Genomic DNA, 22,911 nt, shown 5'->3' with positions numbered 1-22,911 from the left:
CGCTTTTCCGTATAACTCTCGGATAACATTTTTAAAGGAAACTGTGGATAATGTGGATAAACCTGTTCATAAGTGCTTAAAGCGCCGAAAATCCGGCGCTTTTTTATATTTTAATTGTGGATGAATGTGTGGATAAAAAATATGGTTCGGCGGTGGAAAAAAATGTGTATATAAAAGGCAAAACTTATCCGCAGGGAGTGAGCCTGAATGAATAGAGAAGCCTTCTATCATGGGACGAGAAGCAACTGGGCTTATGCGTATGACAACAAAACGATTCACTTGAGAGTCCGTACACAAAGGGACGACGTGGATGAAGTTACGGTGATCGCCAGCGATAAATACGATTGGGACACCTTTTACCAGGAAATTTCCATGACTAAAAACGCTTCGGATTCTCTGTTCGATTATTGGGAGGCGGAAGTGGTGCCTAGCTACAAACGCCTGTCCTACTGCTTCAGGCTGAGTGCCGGAGACGAGCGGCTGTGGATGACGGAAACCGGTATTCATTCCGAGCAGCCTTATCCGCCCGGCGGCTATTACGCGTTCCCGTATATTCATGAAATAGACCTTTTCAGTCCTCCTGCCTGGGCGAAGGATGCGATCTTTTATCAGATCTTCCCGGAGCGCTTTGCCAACGGAGACCCGGGTAACGATCCCGAAGGCGTGCAGCCGTGGGGCGGAAAGCCGGAGCGGGAAAACTTTTTCGGCGGAGACCTGCAGGGAGTGCTCGATCATCTCGATTATCTCGTAGACCTCGGCATCAATGCGATCTATTTCACGCCGGTGTTCAAGTCTCCTTCCAACCACAAGTACGATACGCTGGATTATACGCAGGTGGACCCTCATTTCGGCGATAACGCTCTGCTGAAGAAAGTGGTCGCGACCTGCCACGAGCGTGGAATCCGGGTCATGCTGGATGCGGTTTTCAACCACAGCGCACTGGAATTTCCCGCTTTTCAGGATGTGAAGGAGAAAGGGGAGCAGTCCGCCTTTGCCGACTGGTTCCATATCAACGAATACCCGGTTGCCGTAAAAGACGGGGTTCCCACGTACGATACGTTCGGCTTTTTCGAAGGCATGCCGAAGTTCAATACCGCCCATCCCGAAGTGAAAAAGTATCTGCTCGATGTAGCCAAGTACTGGATCGAGGAGATTGGAATCGACGGCTGGCGGCTGGATGTCGCCGATGAAATCGATCACCGCTTTTGGCGTGAATTCAGGCAGGTGGTCAAAACAGCCAATCCGGAAGCTTACATTGTCGGGGAGGTATGGAACGATTCCCTGATGTGGCTGCTGGGCGACCAGTTCGATTCCGTCATGAACTATCCGTTCTCGGACAAAGTGCTGGAATTCTTCTCGGGTCCGGGCATGGACGGCTACTCCTTCGCGAGCAGCATGGGCTTCCTGCTGATGCGGTATCCGAAGCAGGCCAACGAGGTCGTTTTCAACCTGCTGTGCAGCCACGACACTCCGCGTGTTTTGACGAGAGTAGGCGGCGACAAAAGAAGACTGAAACTGTGTGTAGTCTTCCTGATGACGTACATGGGGACGCCGTGTATTTTTTACGGCGACGAAGTGGGGATTCAGGGAGAAGGTGATCCGGACTGCCGCCAGTGTATGGAATGGCATCCCGATATGCAGGACCGTGAGCTGCTGGATTTCTACAAACTGCTGATCCACCTGCGGAAGGAAAACCGGGCGCTCCGGGAAGGCAGCTTCCGGTTTCTGAAAGCGGATCACGGCGATCCCTGCATCATTTACGAGCGGATCGACGCCCATACGCATTTTACGATCTGGATGAACAATACCGAGGAGCGGATTACGCTGCAGCACCCTATGGTGGCGGAAGATTGGCGCGATGCGCTTTCGCAGGAAGAGGTCAAGCCGGTGGACGGCGTGATGCATATCGAGCTGGAGGAGCTTGGCTATAGAATTTTGTATAGAACGTTAAAAAAATAGTCGAATGCTGTCGATATAGTTCCTATCTAACTATTTGGGGGGAACTATGAAATACTTAAAACGAAGCGTGACGGTGAAAATGATCGCGATGATGGCAGCAATGGTGGTGGTCCTTTGCGCCTTGATCATGACCTTGACGTATTTATCGCAGAGAAGCGATTACTTTGCCCAGCTCAAATCGATTGAGCGGGCCGTGGAACTGGGATGGGAGCAGCAGCTCCCTCTCCTTACAAAAGCGATGGATCAAATGAAAAGCGCAGGAAAACCCGATGCTGCGGCCACTGAGCTTCAAGCGCTCCGCACGATGTTGGAACATTACGTAAAAGAAGGGGATATGGCGAACGTCGCTTTATACTACCCGGAAGAAAAAACGGCGGACGGCAAAAAGGCTCTGACGGTTATCGCCGCGAACGAGACGTTGGATAAGGCGGGGCTGAAGCCTTTGTCGGATTACGTTTTCACCGAGCAGTACACGAAAGCCTTCGAGGAAGTTAAAAAGACCGGAGGCCAGGGCGTAACGCCGGTATATGCCGATCAGGCGGGGGAATGGGTGACCATTCTGAGCCCCATTGCGGACGAGGCCGGCAAAACAATGGCTTATGTCGGGATTGACTTCGACTATGATACGCTATCCTGGGATTTGAACAAAAGACTGCTCATGAGCCTGGCCTTTTATTTGGGCGCCGCTCTGCTGTTCGCCTTTCTCCTGGGTTTATTCACCCGCAGGATTCTCAAGCCGATCGGGGAGCTTTCCCGTTTGTCGCTGGAAGTGGCGGAAGGCAATCTGGCGGTCTCCATTCCGGTCCGCAGCGAAGACGAGTTCGGTATTCTTGCCCGGAACTTCAACGCGATGACCGCAAGCATCCACAGCCTTATCCTGGGCATCCGGGAGTCTTCCGACCAGGTTAGTCATGCCGCGGAGGTGCTGGACACCAACGCGAAACAGACGACGCAGGCCACGCATCAAATCGCAACGGCGATCGAGCAGGTAGCGTCCGGAGCGGAGCGCCAGCTGCAGAGCACGCAGGAAAGCTCGAACGCCATGGAAGAGATGGCGACGGGCATTCAGCGGATTGCCGAATCCGCGGGCTATGCGGCGCAGTCTTCCGAATCCGCTTCCGAAGAGGCGGCGCGCGGCAACGGGATGATTCAGCACAACGTGAAGCAGATGAGCCGGATGAACGAAACGGTGCAGCATTCGGTGGAATCGATGAACCAGCTTGCGCAGCTGTCCGAGGAGATCGGCGGCATTACGGCGCTGATCTCGGATATTGCGAATCAGACGAACCTGCTGGCGCTGAATGCGGCAATCGAAGCTGCGCGGGCAGGGGAACACGGACGCGGCTTCTCGGTCGTATCCGATGAAATCCGCAAGCTTGCCGAGCAGTCCAAGCAGTCCTCGGATAAAATCGCCGAGCTGGTCGTCACGATCCGCACCGGTACGGGTCAAGCCGTGGGCGCGATGAACCATACGGCCGAAGAAGTGACGGAGATGACGAAGCTCGTGTCCGAGAGCGGGGAAGCTTTCCAGCGCATTGTCAATCATATGGACGAGCTGGCGAAGCAGATTTTGGAGGTTTCCTCGTCCTCGCAGCAGATGTCCGCGGGAACGGAAGAAGTAGCCGCGTCCATCTCGGAGCTGTCCCACACGAACCAGCAGACGGTGGAAAGCTCCCAGACCGTCGCCGCTTCTTCGGAAGAGCAGCTCGCTTCCATGGAGGATATTTCCGCTTCGGCCGGTGCGCTGAGCGATATGTCCCGGGAGCTTAAGCAGAGCATCAGCCGGTTTAAGCTGTAATCGGCGGGGCTCGGGCGGAAGATGGTTGACCGAAGGATTCATCGGATTCGCCTGGCGCGGTAACGGGGAGCGAATCACCGCTTATAAAGCTTAGGTTAAGAATCCTAACCACAGGTACAAAAAAAGAGGCCGTTTGGCCTCTTTTTTGCATGTATTCACTTTAGAGCCGTCCGGGGCTGATTTCAGCCCACAAGAGTCTCCCATTCCTCGTAGCACGCCTGCAGGCTGCCTTTTTTCTGATCGATGAGGCCGTTCTTCTCCTGGACGAGCACATAATCGTTGTAGACAGCCGGATCGGCCAGCTCCTCCTCAAGAGCCGTCACTTCCTCTTCCAGCCGGGCGATATCCTCCTCGAGTTGCTCGACCCGCCGCTGACGGTTGCGCTCTTCCCGCTTGGCCTGCTTGTCCGCTTCGTAAGACGAAGGTTTGTCGGCCTGCTGCGCCGCGGAAGATGCGGAGGAGGCTTTAGCCTTGCTGTCGCGGGCCGCCTGTTCACGGGCGCGCTCGGCTTCCATTTCGGCGAGTTCCGCTTTCTTCTCGACATAATCGTCGTAATTGCCGAGATAATGGGTCACGCCGCGGCGCTCCAGTTCCAGCATGCTTTCCGCCATTTTGTTCAGGAAATAACGGTCATGGGAAATGAAGAGCAGGGTGCCTTCGTAATCGAGCAGAGCCGATTCGAGCACTTCCTTGCTGTACAAGTCCAGATGGTTGGTCGGCTCATCGAGAATGAGCATATTCGCGTTGAGCAGCATAAGCTTGGCAAGCGCTACGCGCGCTTTCTCACCGCCGCTTAGGGACGCGATCTTTTTGAACACATCCTCGCCGCTGAAAAGAAAGTTGCCGAGCACGGAGCGGATGCGCGCTTCTTCAATAGTAGGGAACGTGTCCCAGACCTCTTCCAGGATCGTTTTCTGCGGGTTCAGGGTCGTTTGTTCCTGATCGTAGTAGCCGATCTTGACGTTGGTTCCCCAGCGGATGGTTCCGGTATCGGGGGGCAGCTTGCCGATCAGAGTTTTCAGCAGGGTCGTCTTGCCTATTCCGTTCGGGCCGATCAGAGCGGCCGTTTCGCCGCGCCTCAACTCGAACGAGACGGAATCGAGAAGGCGTTTGCCTTCTCCCACGGACAGCGCCAGATCCCTGACCTGCAAAACTTCCTTGCCGGATGTCTGATCGATCTGGAAGGAGAAGCTGGCTCGCTTGAGATCGCCGAGAGGCTTGTCGATCCGTTCCATCCGATCCAGCGCTTTGCGGCGGCTCTGCGCGCGTTTGGTCGTCGTGGCGCGGACGATGTTTTTCTGCACGAAGTCCTCCATGCGGGCAATCTCTTCCTGCTGCTTCTCAAACTGCTTCATGCGGATTTCGTAGTCCGCCTCCTTCAGTTCGACGAAACGGGAATAGTTGCCCGTGTAGCGCCTGGAGGACGTCCGCTCGATTTCGTAAATCGCCGTTACGAGCGAGTCGAGGAAATAGCGGTCGTGGGATACGACCAGAATAGCGCCGGGATACCCGCGCAGGTAGGACTCCAGCCATGTCAGCGTGCGGATGTCCAAATGGTTGGTCGGCTCGTCGAGAAGAAGCAGGTCCGGCTCTTCCAGAAGCATTTTGGCGAGCGCGAGACGGGTTTTCTGACCGCCGCTCAGCGTCTGGATCAGCGTATCGGGCGGGAACTCCCCAAAACCCATACCGTGCAGGATTCCGCGTATTCTGGCTTCGATTTCGTAACCGCCGCGCTCACGGAACCACTCGGACCTGGCGGCATACCGGTTCATCGTGTCCTCGTACGCCTTGGCGTTATCGATCAGCTTCGGATCCGCCATTTGCTGCTCCAGCTCGCGTAATTCTCTCTCGACGGCATAAAGCGCCGTAAAGACCGTGCGCATTTCCTCGATGATCGTTTTGTCCGTCTGAAGGCCGCCGTTCTGGCGGAGATAGCCGATCCGGGTTTCTTTGGCTTTAAAAATGTCGCCTTCATCGTAAGAAAGGTCGCCTGCAACAATTTGCAGCAGAGTAGACTTGCCGGCTCCGTTCACCCCGACGAGTCCGATTCTTTCGCGGTCTTCGATTTGCAGGGATATGTTAGAAAGCACGGACGAGGTGCCGTAGCTTTTACCGATTCCGTTCACTTGGAGAAGCATCTTTCGTTATTACCTCCATGATTGCACGATTTTCTTCATTATACGGCTGCTTCGTAAAGTCCCGGCAAATAACCTGGCGGAATTTCTGCAAGCGGGTTCTGCCGCGGATAAGAAAGGCTCTTTTTAGTGTACAGGAAAAACGCCTCGAGGAAAACTGAACACATTTTTTTCAAACTTCCCGGCAATGTGATAAAATAATGTATACTACTGTCTGCACATGCCTTCTATATAAAAAAGGCCCTTTGCCCCGCAGGCAGACAAACATCTACGAATTCCTGCCAGTCAGTCCAAAATAACAGCCCCAGCCGGAAAGAGGTTGCAGCTTCATACATGAACGGTTCCGATAAACAAGAAATCCGCCGGCACATCGAACGGCTCCGGGCGGAATTAACGCCTGAGGAAAGAGCTAGCCGTGAGCGCCGAGTCAACGAAAGACTGACCGCCTGGTTGAAAGGCGTAATCGCCAGCCGGGAGCTTTCACCCGATACCTCCGGCGGCACGGCGCCTTTGCCGTTGAAACAGCCGCAAGAAACGGCTCTTTCAGAAGAAGACTGTCCGGGTCACGAATATACCGGCACAAGATTGTCCGCGAGCCGGGAAGCGGCCGGAAGCTGCGGCACTTCGGACAGCCCGATTATTTTGGCTTATGTTCCCTTTCGCACGGAATGCGGGATTCACAGGACCATCGAATCCTGCTGGGAATCGGGCATCCGCGTTTACGTGCCGCGTTCGCTGCATGCGTCGAGAGAGCTTCTTTTTCACGAGATAAGACAATGGGAAGACCTGCAGAAAGGGATGCACGGCATAATGGAGCCGGACCCCCTGAGCCCAGCTTTGCAGGATCCCCTTGCCGCTTTCGCTGTTCTCGTGCCCGGGCTTGCTTTTGATACCGCTTGCGGAAGGCTCGGATACGGGGGCGGCTATTACGACCGCTTTCTTGAAAAACTGTTGAGAACCGCCCGCGAGGAAGGGCGGGATGCGCCCCTTTTTGCGGCGGCGGCTTTTGACGTGCAGCTTGCAGAGCGCCTTCCCGTGGAACCGCACGATATCCGTCTGGACGTGCTGATTACGGAGAGCGCCGCATATATCCGGGATCCGGCAGCGGACCGGAAGAGGGGAGAGGATCGGATGGAGCAGTCGGACAAACTGACTCATTTTAATGAACAAGGCCGGGCCAGAATGGTCGATATCGGCGAAAAAAAGGAAACCCGACGGACGGCGGTCGCCCGTACCAGCGTCACGATGCTGCCGGAAACGCTGCTGCGCATCCGTGAAGGCCGTCTCGCCAAAGGCGATGTGCTAGCTGTCGCCCAGGTGGCCGGCATCATGGCGGCGAAGAAAACCGCCGACTGGATTCCGATGTGTCATCCGCTTGCGCTGTCCGGGGTGGACATCCGCTTCGTATACGAAAGCGGGACGGAGCTCGGCATCGAAGCCGAAGTGCGGACAACCGGTCCTACCGGCGTGGAAATGGAGGCGCTGACGGCCGTATCCGCCGCGGCCCTGACCGTGTATGATATGTGCAAAGCCCTCCAGAAGGACATGGTGATCGGGCCTACGATGCTCGTATCCAAAACCGGCGGTAAAAATGGAGATTTTCACAGATTTGATACCCATTCTTAATCAAATTTTGTTACAGTAGAGGAAGAGGTGAGAGGAAATGCGCTGGAAAGTTGCGATTCTAACTGCCAGTGACCGCGGATCGAGGGGAGAACGGGAAGATACGAGCGCCCAAGTCATACGCGAGCTGGTAGAGGAAGAGATTCAAGGAGATATCATTGAATACCGCGTCGTACCGGATGAAATGGACGAAATTATGGCGGCTCTTATAGAAATGACCGACTACTTTCAGGCGGATCTCATCTTGACGACAGGCGGAACGGGTCTTGCGGCCCGGGACGTTACCCCGGAAGCGACCTTGAGCGTCATCGACCGTTCGGCACCCGGTTTTGCCGAAGCCATGCGGATGAAATCGATCGAGAAGTCTCCTCGGGCTATGCTTTCCCGAGCCGTGACCGGAATCCGGGGCTCTACGCTGATCATTAACCTGCCGGGAAGCCCCAAGGGTGTCCATGAAAATCTCATGGCCATTATTGACGTGCTTCCTCATGCGTTGTCGATCCTAACGGGCCGGGAGCAGGAGCATGCGGATGAAAGCTGACCCCATGCTTCGTGAAGTGAAAGTGGAGGATGCGGTCGGTCTGGTCCTCGCTCACGACATGACCCAGATTATCCCGGGGGAGTTCAAGGGCCGCTTGTTCCGCAAAGGCCACCAGATTTCGGAAGAGGATATTCCCGCTTTGCTGAGCATCGGCAAGGAGCATATTTACGTGCTGGAGCTTGCCGAAGGCTACCTTCACGAGGATGAGGCGGCTCTTCGTCTGGCCCGCGCGGTGCGCGGGGCGAATACCGAACGGACGGAACCGCATGAAGGCAAGGTGACGCTGAAATCGGCGATTCACGGCCTGGCCAAGATCGACAGAACGTTCGTCGATCAAGTCAACGGCATAGGCCGCATCGTCTTATCGACCATACGAACGAATGCGGTCGTAAAACCCGGGCAGCCTCTGGCAGGCACCCGGGTCATTCCGCTCGTCATTGAGGAAGAGCCCGTAGCCCGCGTGGAGCGGCTGGCTGCCCTGCGCGGAAGCGGTCCGGCCAGCCATGCCGGGGGCCTGGAGCCGCCCGGCGGCAGCCCGGCTGCGGAAACGGGGCTTGTCGCCGTGAAGCCGTTCCGCAGCCTGCGGGTGGGGCTGATCACCACCGGCAGCGAAGTGTTCAAGGGCCGAATCCAAGACAAATTCGGCCCTGTCGTGCGAGCCAAAGTCGAGGCGCTTGGCTCGCGGGTGATCGACCAGCGGTTCACGCCGGACGACATGGATGCGATCGTAACCGAGATCCGGCATTTCCTCGGACTCGGTGCGGATCTCATCCTGGTCACCGGCGGCATGTCGGTCGATCCCGACGACCGCACGCCCGGGGCCATATCCCGGGCGGGAGCCCGCATCGTCAGCTACGGGACGCCGATGCTGCCCGGATCGATGCTGATGATGGCTTATATCGGCAGCGTCCCTGTCATGGGGCTGCCGGGCTGCGTGATGCATGACCCGTACACGTCCTTCGATGTGCTTCTCCCGCGTATCTGCGCCGGAGAAGAGATTTTCCGCGAAGACATTACGGAGATGGGATACGGCGGCCTGCTCGGCTGCTGATTACAAATTTTGAAGGAGGGAACATTCCCGATGTTTCAAAATATAGGTTTTACCGAAATTTTGCTGGTTGCGGTCGTGTGTCTGCTGCTGTTCGGACCGAGCAAGCTTCCCGAACTCGGGAGAGCTTTCGGACGTACTTTGAGCGAGTTCAAGAAGGGTGCGCGCGATATGATGTCCGAGCATGACCAGGCGGACAAGAAAGCACCCGAGGTCAAACATGCCGCCGCAGCGCCCGAAGAAGTTCCGGCGCCGGCCTCTTTGACGCAAGCCCCTCCCGCGCCGGCGGCGAGCAGTGAACGGGCGGTTTCGGACAACCCCCGCCGGCTTCCGGACTAAGGTTCCGGTTCAGTGAAGCTATACGTAGATAGGTTGGTGCTGCATGGATAAAGAACAACCTTTGGTCGAGCATCTGGCGGAGCTGCGCAAGCGGATCTTCTGGGTGCTGGGAGTCCTGATCATCGGCCTCGTCATCGGCCTTGTTTTCGCCAAGAACGTCATCCTCTTTCTGAAATCCGTGCCTCCGGCCGATACAATCGCTTGGCATGTATTTTCACCGTGGGATGCGCTCCGTCTATACATGAATTTCGGCTTTGTCGTCGCTCTGCTTATTACACTGCCGGTGATCCTTTACCACATTTGGGCGTTTGTAAGTCCGGGTCTCCGGGAAACCGAGCAGAAAGCGTCGATTCTTTACATTCCGGGAGCGGTTGTCTTGTTCCTGGCGGGTCTTGCTTTCGGCTATTTTGTCGTGTTTCCGATGGCTTTTTACTTTACGACGGCTATCAGCCGCTCCATGGGAATTACCGAGCTCTACGGGGCAGCCCAGTATTTTTCGTTCATGTTTAACATTATTTTGCCGCTTTCGGTTCTGTTCGAGCTTCCGATCGTGGTGATGTTTCTGACTAAACTGCGCATTCTGAACCCCAAGCGGCTGGCCAAAATGCGGCGTTACGCTTATATGGTTCTGGTCATCCTCTCGACCGTCATCACGCCGCCGGATGCGATATCCGCTATTCTTGTGGCGGTACCGATGATTGTGCTGTATGAGTTCAGCGTGCTGCTTTCGGGGTTTATTTATCGCAAACAGCTTGTCCAGGATGCGGCCTGGGAAGCGGAATACGGGGAACCAAAGTAACGGGCTGTCGGAAGACGGCCCCTTTTTTTTTCGGAACGGGCAATGAGACAGATAGCTTGGGCTGTTCTTAGAAAAAGACCGTATGCTGCCGCTTGAAAGTGTCGAACGCCTCGTCTTAAGAGAGACTGCAGCGCATAGGATACGGAGTTGAAACCGTTTTTTCGCCCGGAGCCGGGAAAATGGATTGCAAGACGAATGAAATTCCGCTGGCCGGGGAACAATGGGGGAGGCGCTTCCTTGGGAATGTCTTCCATTCTGCTTTTTGCGGCAAAAACAATAAAATTTAACAAAACCCACTTGCAAAACGATGGCAAAATCATTATCATTAAAAGTGTTGTTAGCACTTAAGATGTTTGAGTGCTAAAATCTAAAAATCCATTGACTACAAACTGAAGGAGGCTATTTATCCATGATCAAACCGTTGGGTGATCGCGTTATCATTGAAGCCATTGCGAAAGAGGAGACGACTGCTAGTGGCATCGTGCTTCCGGACACAGCTAAAGAAAAGCCGCAGGAAGGCAAAGTTGTAGCAGTTGGAAGCGGCACGCTGAAAGACGGCGAGCGCGTTGAGCTGGAAGTTAAAGAAGGCGACCGCGTTATTTTCTCCAAATACGCAGGGACTGAAGTGAAATACGAAGGCCGCGAGCTGTTGATTATGCGTGAGAGCGATATCCTCGCTATCTTAGCCTAATTTAGCGGATTCACATACTTAAGCGACTCATTTGAATACTTACCGCCTGACGCCTCGGCTGAAGGCCGGTTATCGGAATCGATATAGATGCACATAAACAGGTAAGCAGAATCAACATTTCAGGGAGGGTTTTAACGATGGCAAAAGACATTATGTTTAGTGAAGACGCGCGCCGCGCAATGCTTCGTGGTGTGGACGCTCTGGCGAACGCAGTTAAAGTAACACTCGGACCAAAAGGCCGCAACGTAGTACTTGAGAAAAAATTCGGAAGCCCGCTCATCACCAATGACGGTGTGACGATCGCGAAAGAAATCGAACTCGAAGACGCTTTCGAGAACATGGGCGCACAGCTTGTAAAAGAAGTCGCGACCAAAACTAACGATGTTGCCGGTGACGGTACGACTACGGCTACGGTTCTGGCTCAAGCGATGATTCGCGAAGGTCTGAAAAACGTAACCGCGGGCGCTAACCCGATGGTTATCCGCAAAGGCATCGACAAAGCCGTTCGCGCGGCTGTCGAAGAGCTTGCAAGCATTGCGAAGCCTATCGAAGGCAAGCAAAGCATCGCTCAAGTAGCGGCTATCTCCGCTGCTGACGACGAAGTTGGCGAACTGATCGCCGAAGCGATGGAGAAAGTCGGCAAAGACGGCGTTATCACCGTTGAAGAATCCAAAGGATTCGCGACTGAGCTTGAAGTGGTTGAAGGCATGCAGTTCGACCGCGGATACATCTCCCCGTACATGATCACGGACACGGACAAAATGGAAGCCGTTCTGGAGAACCCTTACGTTCTGATCACAGACAAGAAGATCACGAACATCCAAGAAATCCTTCCGGTTCTTGAAAAAGTGGTCCAACAAGGCAAACAGCTCCTGATCATCGCTGAAGACGTAGAAGGCGAAGCGCTGGCTACGCTGGTCGTTAACCGTCTGCGCGGTACGTTCACTTGCGTGGCTGTCAAAGCTCCTGGCTTCGGCGACCGCCGCAAAGCTATGCTGCAGGACATCGCTGCCCTGACAGGCGGCCAAGTGATCACCGAGGAACTCGGCCTTGAGCTGAAATCCGCTACGGTACAACAACTGGGTACGGCTCGTCAAATCCGTGTAACCAAAGAAAACACGATCGTAGTCGACGGCGCTGGCGCTAAAGAAGACATCAATGCGCGTGTTTCCCAAATCAAAGCACAGCTGGAAGAAACCACTTCCGAGTTCGATAAAGAAAAACTGCAAGAGCGTCTGGCTAAACTTGCCGGCGGTGTTGCGGTAATCAAAGTCGGCGCCGCTACCGAAACCGAGCTGAAAGAGCGCAAATTGCGTATCGAAGACGCACTGAACGCTACTCGCGCCGCGGTTGAAGAAGGTATCGTAGCAGGCGGCGGTACAGCTCTCGTGAGCGTGTACAATGCCGTTGCCGCTGTAGGCTCCGATGGCGACGAGAAAACAGGCGTCAACATCGTTCTGCGCGCTCTGGAAGAGCCGGTTCGCACGATCGCCGCGAATGCCGGCCAAGAGGGCTCCGTAATCGTCGAGCGTCTGAAGAAAGAAACAATCGGTATCGGCTACAACGCCGCTACTGGCGAGTGGGTGAACATGATCGAAGCCGGTATCGTCGATCCGGCGAAAGTAACGCGTTCCGCCCTGCAAAACGCGGCATCCGTTGCGGCTATGTTCCTGACAACCGAAGCGGTTATCGCCGACAAGCCTGAAAAAGACAAACCTGCTATGCCTGACATGGGCGGCATGGGCGGTATGGGCGGCATGATGTAATGAAATCATTGTCGAAGTAATTCGATGATGAACAACCGCGCTTAAACCGTAGATTTCGTTGCCGACTGGACGGAGAGCGTCCAGTGCGGTAATCAGGCGAAAGCTTGTAACATCAAGGGTTTCCGCTTGCGGAAACGCCGTTTGACCACATTTTGACCACATAGAAATAAAAATAGGCTTCTCACGAGTTCAAATCGAACTTGTGAAAAGCCTATTTTATTAACTTAGTGCGCCCCCCGACTTTTTCAATCAGATCCCCAATCCCAGATCAAAAAAATGATGCGTGACCATACTATTACCCAAAAGCTCATTGCAGGAGGCAGATATGGTAGATGAAAGGCATCTTGTTTATTTCAAAGAACTCTTGGAAGGAAACTCTCAAATTTCTTTTAGGGCATATCTTTCAAAAAATGAAGATTCTTTGCGCAAGCAATTTTCTCCGGCAAGATTTGCAAGACTAAAGTTTAAGTCAATTGATGAAATAATAAAGATTCTTGACGAAGAAAAAATATCCTACATCGTTAATGATCAAGCCATAAGAAACGAAAAATATTTGGCGACCTTTCATCCGGATGTATTGAATGAAAAAGGCAGGCTCAAGGAAGGATTCAAAGACACCCTATTCAATGGAATTGTTTGCGATTTTAAAACCAAGGGCGAAGATGCAGTCTTAACCCTCTATAAATACATCGAATTCCCTGAAAACATCAATAATAAAAAAAATATAGAAAAACTCGAAGACATCGAATTTTTCGCCGAAACGGAATTATGCTTAGGAGATAAAAATCTTGGCCTTTTTTTACTGAAGGCGCTAGCATCTATTGAGCGTCAGTTTTCCGATGTGGATGATGTTGTCCTTAGAGCAAAAGAAGCTGTTAGGAAGCACCAATCATCGAAAGGAAACTAAGTAACTTCGTATATAAACACTCTAGACCGGCCCAAACTTTAAACCGAGAAAACCAATAAAAAAAGAGGTGATGGATGTGCAAATCAATAGAGAGTCAAGCAAAGAAAAAATTCTGAACTTCGACATCAGAAGAACAATCATTCTTAATTTATATATTAAAGAATGGTCTATGCCAGAATATAGAGTCATAATGACAAAACCGGAGATTGGCCTATATATTGAGATCTATTATTTCCCATCAATTAATGATAAAATTCCTGCAAGATTCGCAACAGTCGGCCTATCTAATTCCATTCGAAAAACCGGAAAACCTACTGAGACTGAATGGATGCTAGCTTTAGAACCCGATTTGGGACAAGAAAGCATGGATCGTATATTCTCCTATTTCTGCGACCTGATTGCCCATAATATTGAAAATATAAAATCTTCGGAAGCCCCGCGAGTAATGACAGAGAGCGCACTCGCACCAGAGAACTGGACTACAAAAGCCCTTTTGATTGATGAACTAAGAGGAGAGAGCGAGGATTTAGAAGAAATAAAAATAGGCGAAGAAACAATTAGTGTCTTGTGGGTTGTACCCATTACTCATAAAGAAGCACATATAATTTTACAAGAAGGTATAGATGCTTTTGATATGTACATAGAAAAGTCTCCGTATTCAATAATAGATCCCACTCGTCCTTATTCATAAGCAGTTCCATATATTTCGGTCTCCAGCGCCAGTGAACGGCAATAAGGGGTCGAGGAAAATAAGCTGAAGAGGATGGTGCACCCAATGACCAACATTCCGGAAATCAATAGCCTAGAAAATTGGCAAAATGCTTCACGTGAACGCCGCGAAGATATTTGCCATTCGATAATCAATAAGTTACCGGGAAGATTCAAACTCGCTAAACCATATCTAATAAAAAATCCTCAAAATGGTAAAGAAATAGAAATACCCTGTTTACGAGTGGGTATTAGAGGAGAATATTAATCTATCAAACGATGAAGAACGGCCTGATTTTTATAGCGAAGACGGCCCATTCCCCGCCTATGTTAACTTACAAGAAGCAAAGTCTTTTTTGGAAAAAACCGGGTATAGAATGCCATGGGATTTCGAGTGGGAGTATGTCTCCAAGGAGTTCAAGAATAATTTATTCATTTGTGGAGAAGAAATTCCATCACGAGATTTATCCGATGATATCTGCCTTACACAATTTGGTGATAACAGGCTAAATCATGCAGCTTCCAATATTTTTGGCATAGCAGGTCTCGCCATTGCGGCATTCACCCGCATTGGAGGAGCGAGCGATGAAATAATCGTTCGTGGAGGCGTTGCCGGATTTTACCCGTTTCAACACCCTTCGCAATGGGCCATGCTATTGACCGAGCTGCAATTACCTCTAAAAAATATGCCTGGCCAGTTAGCAGGTCTACGATTATGTCTCGACATACCCAAAATCTAATACTTCAAAGCCTTGTGCATTAAGGTTTCCCGTAAAGGGGAAGACCGTTTGACCAGATCTGTTAATAAGGCCTCTCAGAGTTCATATCTGAGAGGCCTTTTGCGTGCGTCTTTTTCATCCTGTATGGATAAGGTTTTAAAAAATGTTTATCAGATGTGAGAAATTTTATAGATTGTAAAGTACTTTACAGAATATTTAGCAAGCAATTAATAAAATGAATGCATACCCAATTAATTGTGATTGGTTCCCAATGAAATCAGGCGCGCCTTGTCTTCAATCACGTACTTGCCGTTTTGTTTGGAAATGACGCCGGTTAGTTCCAATTTTTTTAGGGTGTTTGCCGCTGTCACCCTCGATGTGCTCACTAGATTGGCCAATTCTTGGTGTGTAAAGCCGATTCCAATGAACTCTTTTTCGCCGCTTTTTAACCCATACGTATCAACTAACTGTAAAAGCGTGTGACAAATTCGCTGGATGGCAGAAGAAGAGCTTAGTTGCAGCAATTGGGAGGACATTATTCTCATTTTTAAGTTTACCAAAAGCAAAACTTGTCGCATGAGTTCAAAATTGTCTTTCAACGTTTCTTCCAATTTTTTTCGATCAATTTTAATTAATGTGGCTTTACTGGCAGCAATAGCGCTATGGTTGTACGAGGCAACGTGTTCAAAAATGCCGTTTTCACCAATCATTCCGTTTTTTCCAATGATTGCGATCGTTTTTTCGACGCCATTAAGGGAGGTCGCATATAATCGAATACGTCCGTTCAGAACCAGATAGACAAAATCATTCGGTTGATTTTCAAGAAAGATAAAAGCATTTTTTTGTAAAACGAGTTTTTGTCCAAGTTGAGGGAGCGGATGCCAATGAAAAGCCAAGCTCTCCAGCCAAGATGAAGAGGTTACCGAAGAATTGATAGCGCTTTCTATCTTGGTCATAGTCATTCTCCTCAAATATAAATTGAAAGCGAGCGATTTTTGTGGAATATCCTTTTGCTAAGGAAAGACAATATTTTCCGATATTGAAAAATAAGATTCAGCTGTCCAGTTGTTCGCAAAGCGCGATGAGCCTTCAAGTGGAAGCGGCCATGAAAGAGTATACCGACGGTTGGTTAACAGAAGGCATGGACTGGACGGCCTGGGTGGACCGGGTAGAGATGGCTAAACAATCTTTTGCCACACTGATTAATGCGTCACCCGATGAAATTGCGGTGCTTCCGTCCGTTTCATTAGCGGCGGCGGCAGTTGCATCGGCGCTGCAATTTACATCTCGCAGGAATAAAATCGTGACCACCGAAATGGATTTCCCTTCAATCGGGCACGTCTGGTTGGCTCAACAATCTCGGGGGGCCCAAATCGCATTCGTTCCGAGTGAAAACAACGAGATTCCCATTGAATTTTACGATCAATGTGTGGATGAACAAACTTTGATCGTCTCCATGTCGCATGTTGCTTATTATAATGGACTTCAACAAGATTTAAAACAAATTTCCTCCCTTGTGCACGATAAAGGGGCACGGCTATTTGTTGATGCGTATCAGTCAGCCGGTTGTGTTGCTATAGATGTTAAGGAGATGGACGTAGATTTTCTTGCAGCAGGAGCTCAAAAGTATTTGCTCGGGATACCGGGAATCGCCTTCCTATATGTGAAGAAAGAACTTGCCAATGAATTGCAGCCTTCCATTACCGGCTGGTTCGGCCGAATAGATCCTTTTTCGTTTGATGTTAAATCACTGGATTATGCGGAAGGAACAAGGCGTTTTGATACGGGAACTCCTCCAATGATCAACGCTTACGCCGCTCATGCGGCGCTGGAACTGATTAATCAGATAGGTGTAAATCGAATTGAATCCTATCTTAAGGAATTATCAAGCTTTGCCATTTCTTATGGACAAGAAAAGGGACTAACCATCGCAAGCCCGCTAGATCTCAAGCGAAAAGCAGCTAATACGGCATTTCAATGCCCGAACGCCTCACGGATCGAAATGAAAATGAGGGAAAGAGGAGTTATTGTGTCAGCGCGCAATGACGTCATTCGGATGGCACCTCATTTTTATAATACAAAAGAAGAAGTGGCCCTTGCAATTGATATGCTGGTTGAACTAAAATCGTAATTTGCAGGCGGCTCAACAGGTGCAACGGCTATTGCCTGTGGGGTCAATCAGGCTGAGAAAAGTCATTTATTTCTAAATTGTATGCGCTTACTTTTAAAAAACAATCCAATCTTAATGATAGAGAAAAAGGGAGAATGGCTAGATGGCTAACAAGAAAATTTTCAAGAACGCCTTGCTCATAGATGGAAAAAGTAACACTGTACAAAAAGAAGCTCTAATCATTGTGGAAAACGAGAGAATCACGTATGTCGGCTTATACGATGAAACCATCGTGCAGCAAGCCGGTGATGCGGAGCTGTTCGATCTAAAAGGCATGACCTTGATGCCGGGAATGATTGATACACACGTCCATCTGTGTATGGCAGGTGAGCCGAGCACCTTCACCGACATGGTCATGGATACACCGGCGTTCGCCGCAATTAAAGGTGTAGAAAGAGCCAAACGCTCGCTCGAAGCAGGATTTACGACACTTCGCACCATGGGCGAAAAGGGACATATTGATATCGCCATTAAAAAGGCAGTCGAACAAGGAATCATCGTCGGACCGACCATTTTTGCCAGCGGAAAAGCCTTGACCATAACAGGCGGACACGGAGATATGTTTCCCGAAGGCGTAAATATAGATGGAATCGGCATCGTCTTGGACGGTGTTGACCAAGCAAGAAGAGCTGCTCGAGAGCAGTTAAAGCTGGGTGCCGACAACATTAAAATGATGGCTACAGGCGGAGGAATGTCGCCTGGTCCGGGAACGATCGCCCAATTAACCGTTCAGGAAATGCAAGCTGCCGTAGAAGAAGCGGTGAAATTCGAGAAAGTCACAGCCGCCCATGCCATTGGTGTAGAGGGAATTCATAATGCTTTGAAAGCCGGTGTTCGAACCATTGAGCATGGAACGTTCTTAGATGATCAAGGGATTGAACTCTTTTTGGAGAAAAACGCTTATCTCGTTCCTACTCTGTCTGCTTTTAAAACGATTAAATACGGCAGAGCGGGTGGAGTCCCTGAACACCATATTAAAAAAGTGGAATACTACCAAACTGCCCATGAAGCCAATTTACAAAAGGCGATTGCAGCAGGCGTCAAGATTGTCGCCGGTACGGATGCGGGAACTCCTTTTAATTATCACGGGGAAAATGCGTATGAACTGGAATGTCTCGTGAGAAATGGGTTATCTGAAATGGATGCGATTAAAAGTGCTACGCAAGTAGCCGCAGAAGCCCTTCGTTTAACGGAGCTAGGGGTCATTGAGACGGGGAAAATCGCAGATATGATCGTCGTCGACGGAAATCCGCTGCATGATATCAAAATCCTTCAAGATAAAGCGAGAATCAAGCGGGTCTATAAAGGAGGACAACTCGTTCATACCAATTCTGCGGAATGCTGATTCGGATCATGGAAAAAGCTTGAGGGGGTTAACTAGAATGAGAAATTATTATTGGCTGGTTATCATTCCGTTTATTGGAATGCTCGGAGGTGCCGTTGTCTTTAATCAAGTTACTCCTTACGTATTAGGATTGCCTTTCCTGCTCTTTTGGATTTTGCTGTGGATTGTTCTCTCTTCGCTTACGATGTTGGTTATTTATCAGCTGGATAAATCAAACGGATTGCTCGATAAGGAGGGCGATGACTAATGAATACGGCTCTGTTCATTATGCTTGGGTTTCTTTTGCTGTGTCTCTTTCTCGGGTTAATGGCGAGAAGAGGAAAAGATATGAATATGGAACAATGGGCTGTAGGCGGACGAGGATTTGGCACCGTATTCGTTTTTCTATTGCTCGCCGGGGAGATTTACACCACTTCTACTTTCCTTGGGACAAGCGGTTGGTCCTACTCCAAAGGCGGACCCGCATTTTATATTCTATGTACCTCTTCCTTAAGCTATTTAATTGGGTACTGGCTGCTGCCGCCGATTTGGAGATATGCAAAAGAGCACAAACTCGTTTCACAATCTGATTTCTTTGCTATCAAATACAAAAGCAAAGGCTTAGGTGTATTGGTAGCGATTGTAGGAGTCTTGGCACTCATACCGTATCTGATCTTGCAATTTAAAGGATTGGGGATTATCGTATCCGCAGCTTCATATGGTTCAATTTCGCCCTCTCTTGCCATTGTCATCTCTACCCTCGTCATCACGGTTTATGTAAGCGTTTCCGGTATTCATGGATCGGCTTGGACGGCAGTCATCAAAGATATATTAATCTTTATAATCGTTCTCTTTTTAGGTATTTATCTCCCTTACCACTATTATGGCGGTATTCAATCGATGTTTGAGGCAGTGAATGAAGCGAAACCGAACTTTCTGCTCGTTCCTGAAAAGGGGTTATCCTTCTCTTGGTTCATTTCGACAACCTTGCTCACTGTGATCGGCTTCAGCATGTGGCCCCATACTTTCGCAGCTTATTTTTCCGCGAAAAGCACGAACGTATTTAAGAAAAATACGATCATCATGCCTCTTTATACACTGATGCTGCCATTCGTATTAATCGTTGGGTTCACGGCTATCTTACAGGTCCCCGGATTAACCGGTCCCAATGGAGATTTGGCGTTGTTAAAAATATCGATCCAAACTTTCGACCCTTGGCTCGTTGGGTTAATCGGAGCTGCAGGATTGTTAACAGGGGTCGTTCCCGGCTCCTTGCTGCTCATGGCCGCTTCTACAGCTATCGCGAAAAACATCTACCAAGTAATCTTTCCTGCAACCACAGATGCGGGGCTTAGCAGGGTTGCCAAGCTGATCGTTCCCATTATCGCTCTCGTTTGCATGTTTTACGCCATTTTCAACAGCAGCACGATCATGACCCTGCTCCTGATGGGCTATAATTTTGTAACCCAATTATTCCCGCCCTTACTCGCTTCTCTGGTCAATAAGAGATTCTTCACCAAGCAAGGCGCTGCAGCTGGAATGCTCGTCGGTGTTCTCACTGTCATCGTTATTACACTGAACGACCTTACGATAGCTCAGCTATTCCCGGGTCTGCCGCAAGCCATTCAAGAATTAAATATCGGGTTCATCGCCGTACTTCTAAATACTGCAGCGTTAATCCTCGTCAGTATGTTTACACGCAAACAAACTATTCATATGAATAACGCTGGATTAGAGAAGGGGGCTTAACATGAAAACCTACATTCGGAACGTTACTTTATATAACGGACGAGGCAACAAAACGGAAGGCGCCAATATCCTTTTTGATGAAACCGGAATTCTTGGATTAGGTACCTATGATCTGACGAGTCAAGCTGATCGGGTCATTGATGGCACAGGATTAACCGCACTACCTGGTCTCATTGACTTGCATGTTCATTTGACAATGGATGGCAGTCCCGATTCCATGGGCAAAACAATAGCGGATTCGGCTGGTGTTGCCGCCTATCGCGCACTTGCTAGTGCAATGAAACAGATTCAATCAGGCGTAGTCACCGTTAGAAATTGCGGTTCGAAATACAACGTGGATATTGAACTGCGCAAAGCGATTGCAGATGGGATTGTAAAAGGCCCACGGATCTTTGCTTGCGGTCAACCGATTACCATGACAGGCGGCCACTGCCATATGTTCGGTACAGAGGTAGATGGCATCGAGGAAGTTCGAAAAGCAGCGAGGAGCAAGATAAAAGAAGGGGCCGACTTTCTTAAGCTCATGGCTACAGGCGGTGGATTAACGCCCGGGGTAAAGGCAGGAGCTTCCCAGCTAACTGAAGAGGAATTAACTGTCGCTTGCCAAGTTGCCAGAGAGGCCGGAAAACGGACAGCCGCACATGCCCAAGGCGGCGAGGGGATCAAAAATGCGATTCGTGCAGGCGTGACAACGATTGAGCACGGAGTCGAGCTGGATGATGAAGCGATCCGATTAATGAAAGACCGAAACACGTATCTCGTCCCGACACTGGCCGCTCCCTATCAGATTGTAAAGAATGGAACGGCTGCCGGCATACCGGAGTTCGCGGTAAAAAAAAATGAGGAAGCCATGATTCCCCATCGTGAGAGCTTTCGCAAGGCACATAAGGAGAAAGTGAAAATTGCTGCCGGTACGGATGCGGGTACCCCGTTTAACCTGCATGGAGATTTTGCAACGGAGCTTGAGCTCATGAAAGAAGAAGGCATGTCCCTGCAGGAAGTCATATACGCCGCTACCTACATGGCTGCCGAAGCGCTCGGCATCGAACAGGAGACCGGCAGCTTAGAGATCGGGAAATGGGCAGATGTCATTCTCCTCGATGGTGATCCCGAAGCAGATTTCTCTGCTTTTCGTCGAGTGACCCATGTTTTTAAAAGCGGAGAAAGCATGTACATGCTTGCTAGGGGAGTTTAGTGATAGAGGCTGATCACACTTTGGCCAACATTTGATCACGAACCCATCGGACGTATCCATTTATTTCTGTGCCCATGATTGCGGCATTCGTGTACCTCTTGGGCGGCAGGAGGTAATTCAGCCTTCCGCTGAATTATGGGTTGAGGTCCGGAGCAGACTTTCCGAGGAATCGGGAAGTCTGTTTTTTTGTTAAGCTCGCGGTTCTTCGTCGCCGAAAACGGAACGAAAACGGGAGATTTCTCGTATGGAATAAAAGAGCTTAAAGCAGACAGCAGCTTTTCATTGAATTTTATCTGGTTTTTTCTGGTATAATAAAAGAATAAGAAAGCAAAGGAGGCGCTTAAGGATGACGGAAATCATCAAAGGAATGATTCCCTTGATTAGTAATCTGCTTCTGGCCGTAGGCCATTTCTTTTTGCAGAAGAAGATCGACAAGACCGATTGGAAAGTGCCCCAGCGAGAAGAAAACGCGAGTTAGACTGCCGGATAAAGAGGCGGTCTTTTTTTTGTGTCTATAGACCTATAAAAATGACTTTCGAGAACCTATTATGTGCCTTAAAGTCGTAAAAAAAAGAATGGTGTAATATTTTGTAAGTGTTATAATGAAGGAGGTAAATTTTAACTGTACAAAAGGGGCGTAAAGAAATGGCAAAGATGGTTACTTGCAAGACATGTTCGAAAGAGGTTGCAAATTCGGCGAAGGTTTGTCCGGGATGCGGTGCGAAATTAAAGGCCGGTTTTTTTAAGAAGGCTATCCTTGGTGTAGTAGGTTTTATTATCGTCATAGCGATCTTTGCAAATATGGGTAAGGATAAGCCGGCTACGGAAGCCGCTACGAAAACGGGCACAGAGACTAAAAAGGATGCTGCACCGGCTCAGCAGGAATTGTCCAAAGAGGGCGTTTCTTCTGATGTCAAAATCGTAGTAGACGGTTTCGAATCGAAAGCTGAAGTTGGGGATAACGAATTCAGTAAAGCTAAAGCGCAAGGTGCTTTTAAAATTGTGAAAGTTACCCTTACAAATAATCAAAAAGACGCCATTACGATCGATGGCAACAGCTTTAAACTGATTGATGATCAAAAACGTGAGTTTTCTTACTCCACGGAAGCACTAATTGCTTTGGAATCTTCCCTTAAAGATAAAAAAGACTCTTTCTTTTTGAAAAAGCTGAACCCGGGTCTTTCCGCTACCGGTTATGTAGTGTTTGACGTACCTGCAGATGCCAAAGGCTTTGTTCTGGAAGCAAGCGGCGGGTTTACCGGCAAGAAAATCAAGTTGAAAGTGGAGTAGTCGTAGAAAAAGTGAAAGACAGTTCCTTTTCAGGAACTGCAGGCTGTCGAGAAAGTCTCGACAGCTATTTTTATATGGAATACATTTAATGCGACACCGCGTTAATGTTGTATAATATAGGTATCTCTTTTTAGAACGGACGGTGTTGGT

22 protein-coding genes and 1 pseudogene are annotated in these 22,911 nt (G+C 49.8%); 21 read left to right on the top strand and 2 right to left on the bottom strand.

Going from position 1 to position 22,911, the window contains the following annotated elements:
* Positions 1–207: 207 nt before the first annotated feature.
* Complete coding sequence (locus tag AC58P5_RS23515) at positions 208–1,959, top strand: alpha-glycosidase (RefSeq protein WP_497390930.1); 1,752 nt, start codon at positions 208–210, stop codon at positions 1,957–1,959.
* A 46-nt stretch (positions 1,960–2,005) separates the two neighbouring features.
* Positions 2,006–3,757 carry a methyl-accepting chemotaxis protein gene (locus AC58P5_RS23510; RefSeq protein ID WP_497390928.1) on the top strand — a complete coding sequence of 584 codons (1,752 nt, stop codon included), beginning with the start codon at positions 2,006–2,008 and terminating at the stop codon, positions 3,755–3,757.
* Positions 3,758–3,939: 182 nt separating this feature from the next.
* Here AC58P5_RS23510 and abc-f read toward each other — a convergent pair whose 3' ends face one another.
* On the bottom strand, positions 3,940–5,895 hold the full coding sequence (gene abc-f / locus AC58P5_RS23505) for a ribosomal protection-like ABC-F family protein (RefSeq protein WP_497390926.1): 1,956 nt from the start codon (positions 5,893–5,895) through the stop codon (positions 3,940–3,942).
* A gap of 330 nt (positions 5,896–6,225) precedes the next feature.
* Between abc-f and AC58P5_RS23500 the strand changes: the two are divergent.
* The 12 genes and pseudogenes from AC58P5_RS23500 to AC58P5_RS23445 form a co-directional block, all read left to right on the top strand.
* A pseudogene (locus AC58P5_RS23500) lies at positions 6,226–6,909 on the top strand (5-formyltetrahydrofolate cyclo-ligase); the annotation flags it as partial.
* A gap of 114 nt (positions 6,910–7,023) precedes the next feature.
* On the top strand, positions 7,024–7,518 hold the full coding sequence (gene moaC / locus AC58P5_RS23495) for a cyclic pyranopterin monophosphate synthase MoaC (RefSeq protein ID WP_497391298.1): 495 nt from the start codon (positions 7,024–7,026) through the stop codon (positions 7,516–7,518).
* Positions 7,519–7,555: 37 nt separating this feature from the next.
* Complete coding sequence (gene mog / locus AC58P5_RS23490) at positions 7,556–8,056, top strand: molybdopterin adenylyltransferase (RefSeq protein ID WP_497390924.1); 501 nt, start codon at positions 7,556–7,558, stop codon at positions 8,054–8,056.
* Positions 8,046–9,107, top strand: coding sequence for a molybdopterin-binding protein (locus tag AC58P5_RS23485; RefSeq protein WP_497391296.1), 1,062 nt, complete (start codon positions 8,046–8,048; stop codon positions 9,105–9,107). Before mog ends, AC58P5_RS23485 begins: the two co-directional genes overlap by 11 nt.
* Positions 9,108–9,137: 30 nt before the next feature.
* Positions 9,138–9,443 carry a twin-arginine translocase TatA/TatE family subunit gene (locus AC58P5_RS23480; RefSeq protein ID WP_497390922.1) on the top strand — a complete coding sequence of 102 codons (306 nt, stop codon included), beginning with the start codon at positions 9,138–9,140 and terminating at the stop codon, positions 9,441–9,443.
* Between the two features lie 43 nt (positions 9,444–9,486).
* A complete protein-coding gene (gene tatC, locus AC58P5_RS23475; RefSeq protein WP_497390920.1) occupies positions 9,487–10,242 on the top strand; it encodes a twin-arginine translocase subunit TatC in 756 nt (251 codons plus the stop codon).
* A gap of 409 nt (positions 10,243–10,651) precedes the next feature.
* Positions 10,652–10,933 carry a co-chaperone GroES gene (gene groES / locus AC58P5_RS23470; RefSeq protein WP_009675186.1) on the top strand — a complete coding sequence of 94 codons (282 nt, stop codon included), beginning with the start codon at positions 10,652–10,654 and terminating at the stop codon, positions 10,931–10,933.
* Positions 10,934–11,070: 137 nt separating this feature from the next.
* On the top strand, positions 11,071–12,699 hold the full coding sequence (groL, locus tag AC58P5_RS23465) for a chaperonin GroEL (protein WP_497390918.1): 1,629 nt from the start codon (positions 11,071–11,073) through the stop codon (positions 12,697–12,699).
* Positions 12,700–13,024: 325 nt separating this feature from the next.
* A complete protein-coding gene (locus AC58P5_RS23460; protein ID WP_497390916.1) occupies positions 13,025–13,606 on the top strand; it encodes a hypothetical protein in 582 nt (193 codons plus the stop codon).
* A gap of 76 nt (positions 13,607–13,682) precedes the next feature.
* Complete coding sequence (locus AC58P5_RS23455) at positions 13,683–14,297, top strand: suppressor of fused domain protein (RefSeq protein WP_497390914.1); 615 nt, start codon at positions 13,683–13,685, stop codon at positions 14,295–14,297.
* An 84-nt stretch (positions 14,298–14,381) separates the two neighbouring features.
* Complete coding sequence (locus AC58P5_RS23450; RefSeq protein ID WP_497390912.1) at positions 14,382–14,582, top strand: hypothetical protein; 201 nt, start codon at positions 14,382–14,384, stop codon at positions 14,580–14,582.
* An 88-nt stretch (positions 14,583–14,670) separates the two neighbouring features.
* Positions 14,671–15,054, top strand: a complete 384-nt coding sequence (locus AC58P5_RS23445; protein ID WP_497390910.1) for a hypothetical protein — start codon at positions 14,671–14,673, stop codon at positions 15,052–15,054.
* 230 nt (positions 15,055–15,284) lie between these two features.
* On the opposite strand, the gene AC58P5_RS23440 is transcribed toward AC58P5_RS23445, so the two are convergent.
* Entirely contained in the window at positions 15,285–15,989 is a 705-nt protein-coding gene (locus AC58P5_RS23440; protein ID WP_497390908.1) for a Crp/Fnr family transcriptional regulator, read from the bottom strand.
* Between the two features lie 41 nt (positions 15,990–16,030).
* Between AC58P5_RS23440 and AC58P5_RS23435 the strand changes: the two genes are divergently transcribed.
* The 7 genes from AC58P5_RS23435 to AC58P5_RS23405 all read left to right on the top strand — a co-directional run bounded on the left by AC58P5_RS23435 (position 16,031) and on the right by AC58P5_RS23405 (position 22,761).
* Entirely contained in the window at positions 16,031–17,164 is a 1,134-nt protein-coding gene (locus AC58P5_RS23435; RefSeq protein WP_497390906.1) for an aminotransferase class V-fold PLP-dependent enzyme, read from the top strand.
* 142 nt (positions 17,165–17,306) lie between these two features.
* Positions 17,307–18,548, top strand: coding sequence for a metal-dependent hydrolase family protein (locus AC58P5_RS23430; RefSeq protein WP_497390904.1), 1,242 nt, complete (start codon positions 17,307–17,309; stop codon positions 18,546–18,548).
* Positions 18,549–18,585: 37 nt separating this feature from the next.
* Positions 18,586–18,795 carry a DUF3311 domain-containing protein gene (locus tag AC58P5_RS23425; RefSeq protein ID WP_009675199.1) on the top strand — a complete coding sequence of 70 codons (210 nt, stop codon included), beginning with the start codon at positions 18,586–18,588 and terminating at the stop codon, positions 18,793–18,795.
* A complete protein-coding gene (locus AC58P5_RS23420) occupies positions 18,795–20,276 on the top strand; it encodes a sodium:solute symporter family protein (RefSeq protein WP_497390902.1) in 1,482 nt (493 codons plus the stop codon). Before AC58P5_RS23425 ends, AC58P5_RS23420 begins: the two co-directional genes overlap by 1 nt.
* A gap of 1 nt (position 20,277) precedes the next feature.
* Positions 20,278–21,471: a metal-dependent hydrolase family protein gene (locus AC58P5_RS23415; RefSeq protein ID WP_497390900.1), complete on the top strand. Its 1,194-nt coding sequence runs from the start codon at positions 20,278–20,280 to the stop codon at positions 21,469–21,471.
* A 346-nt stretch (positions 21,472–21,817) separates the two neighbouring features.
* The gene (locus AC58P5_RS23410; RefSeq protein WP_497390898.1) at positions 21,818–21,949 is read left to right on the top strand and encodes a hypothetical protein; all 132 of its coding nucleotides are present in this window, start codon (positions 21,818–21,820) and stop codon (positions 21,947–21,949) included.
* 167 nt (positions 21,950–22,116) lie between these two features.
* Positions 22,117–22,761 carry a DUF4352 domain-containing protein gene (locus tag AC58P5_RS23405; RefSeq protein ID WP_497390896.1) on the top strand — a complete coding sequence of 215 codons (645 nt, stop codon included), beginning with the start codon at positions 22,117–22,119 and terminating at the stop codon, positions 22,759–22,761.
* Positions 22,762–22,911: the final 150 nt, after the last annotated feature.

The sequence above is a fragment of the Paenibacillus sp. JT31N7 genome, assembly GCF_059692095.1.
Note: the sequence above shows the minus strand (reverse complement) of the source record. Positions and strands in the feature narration are given on the sequence as shown.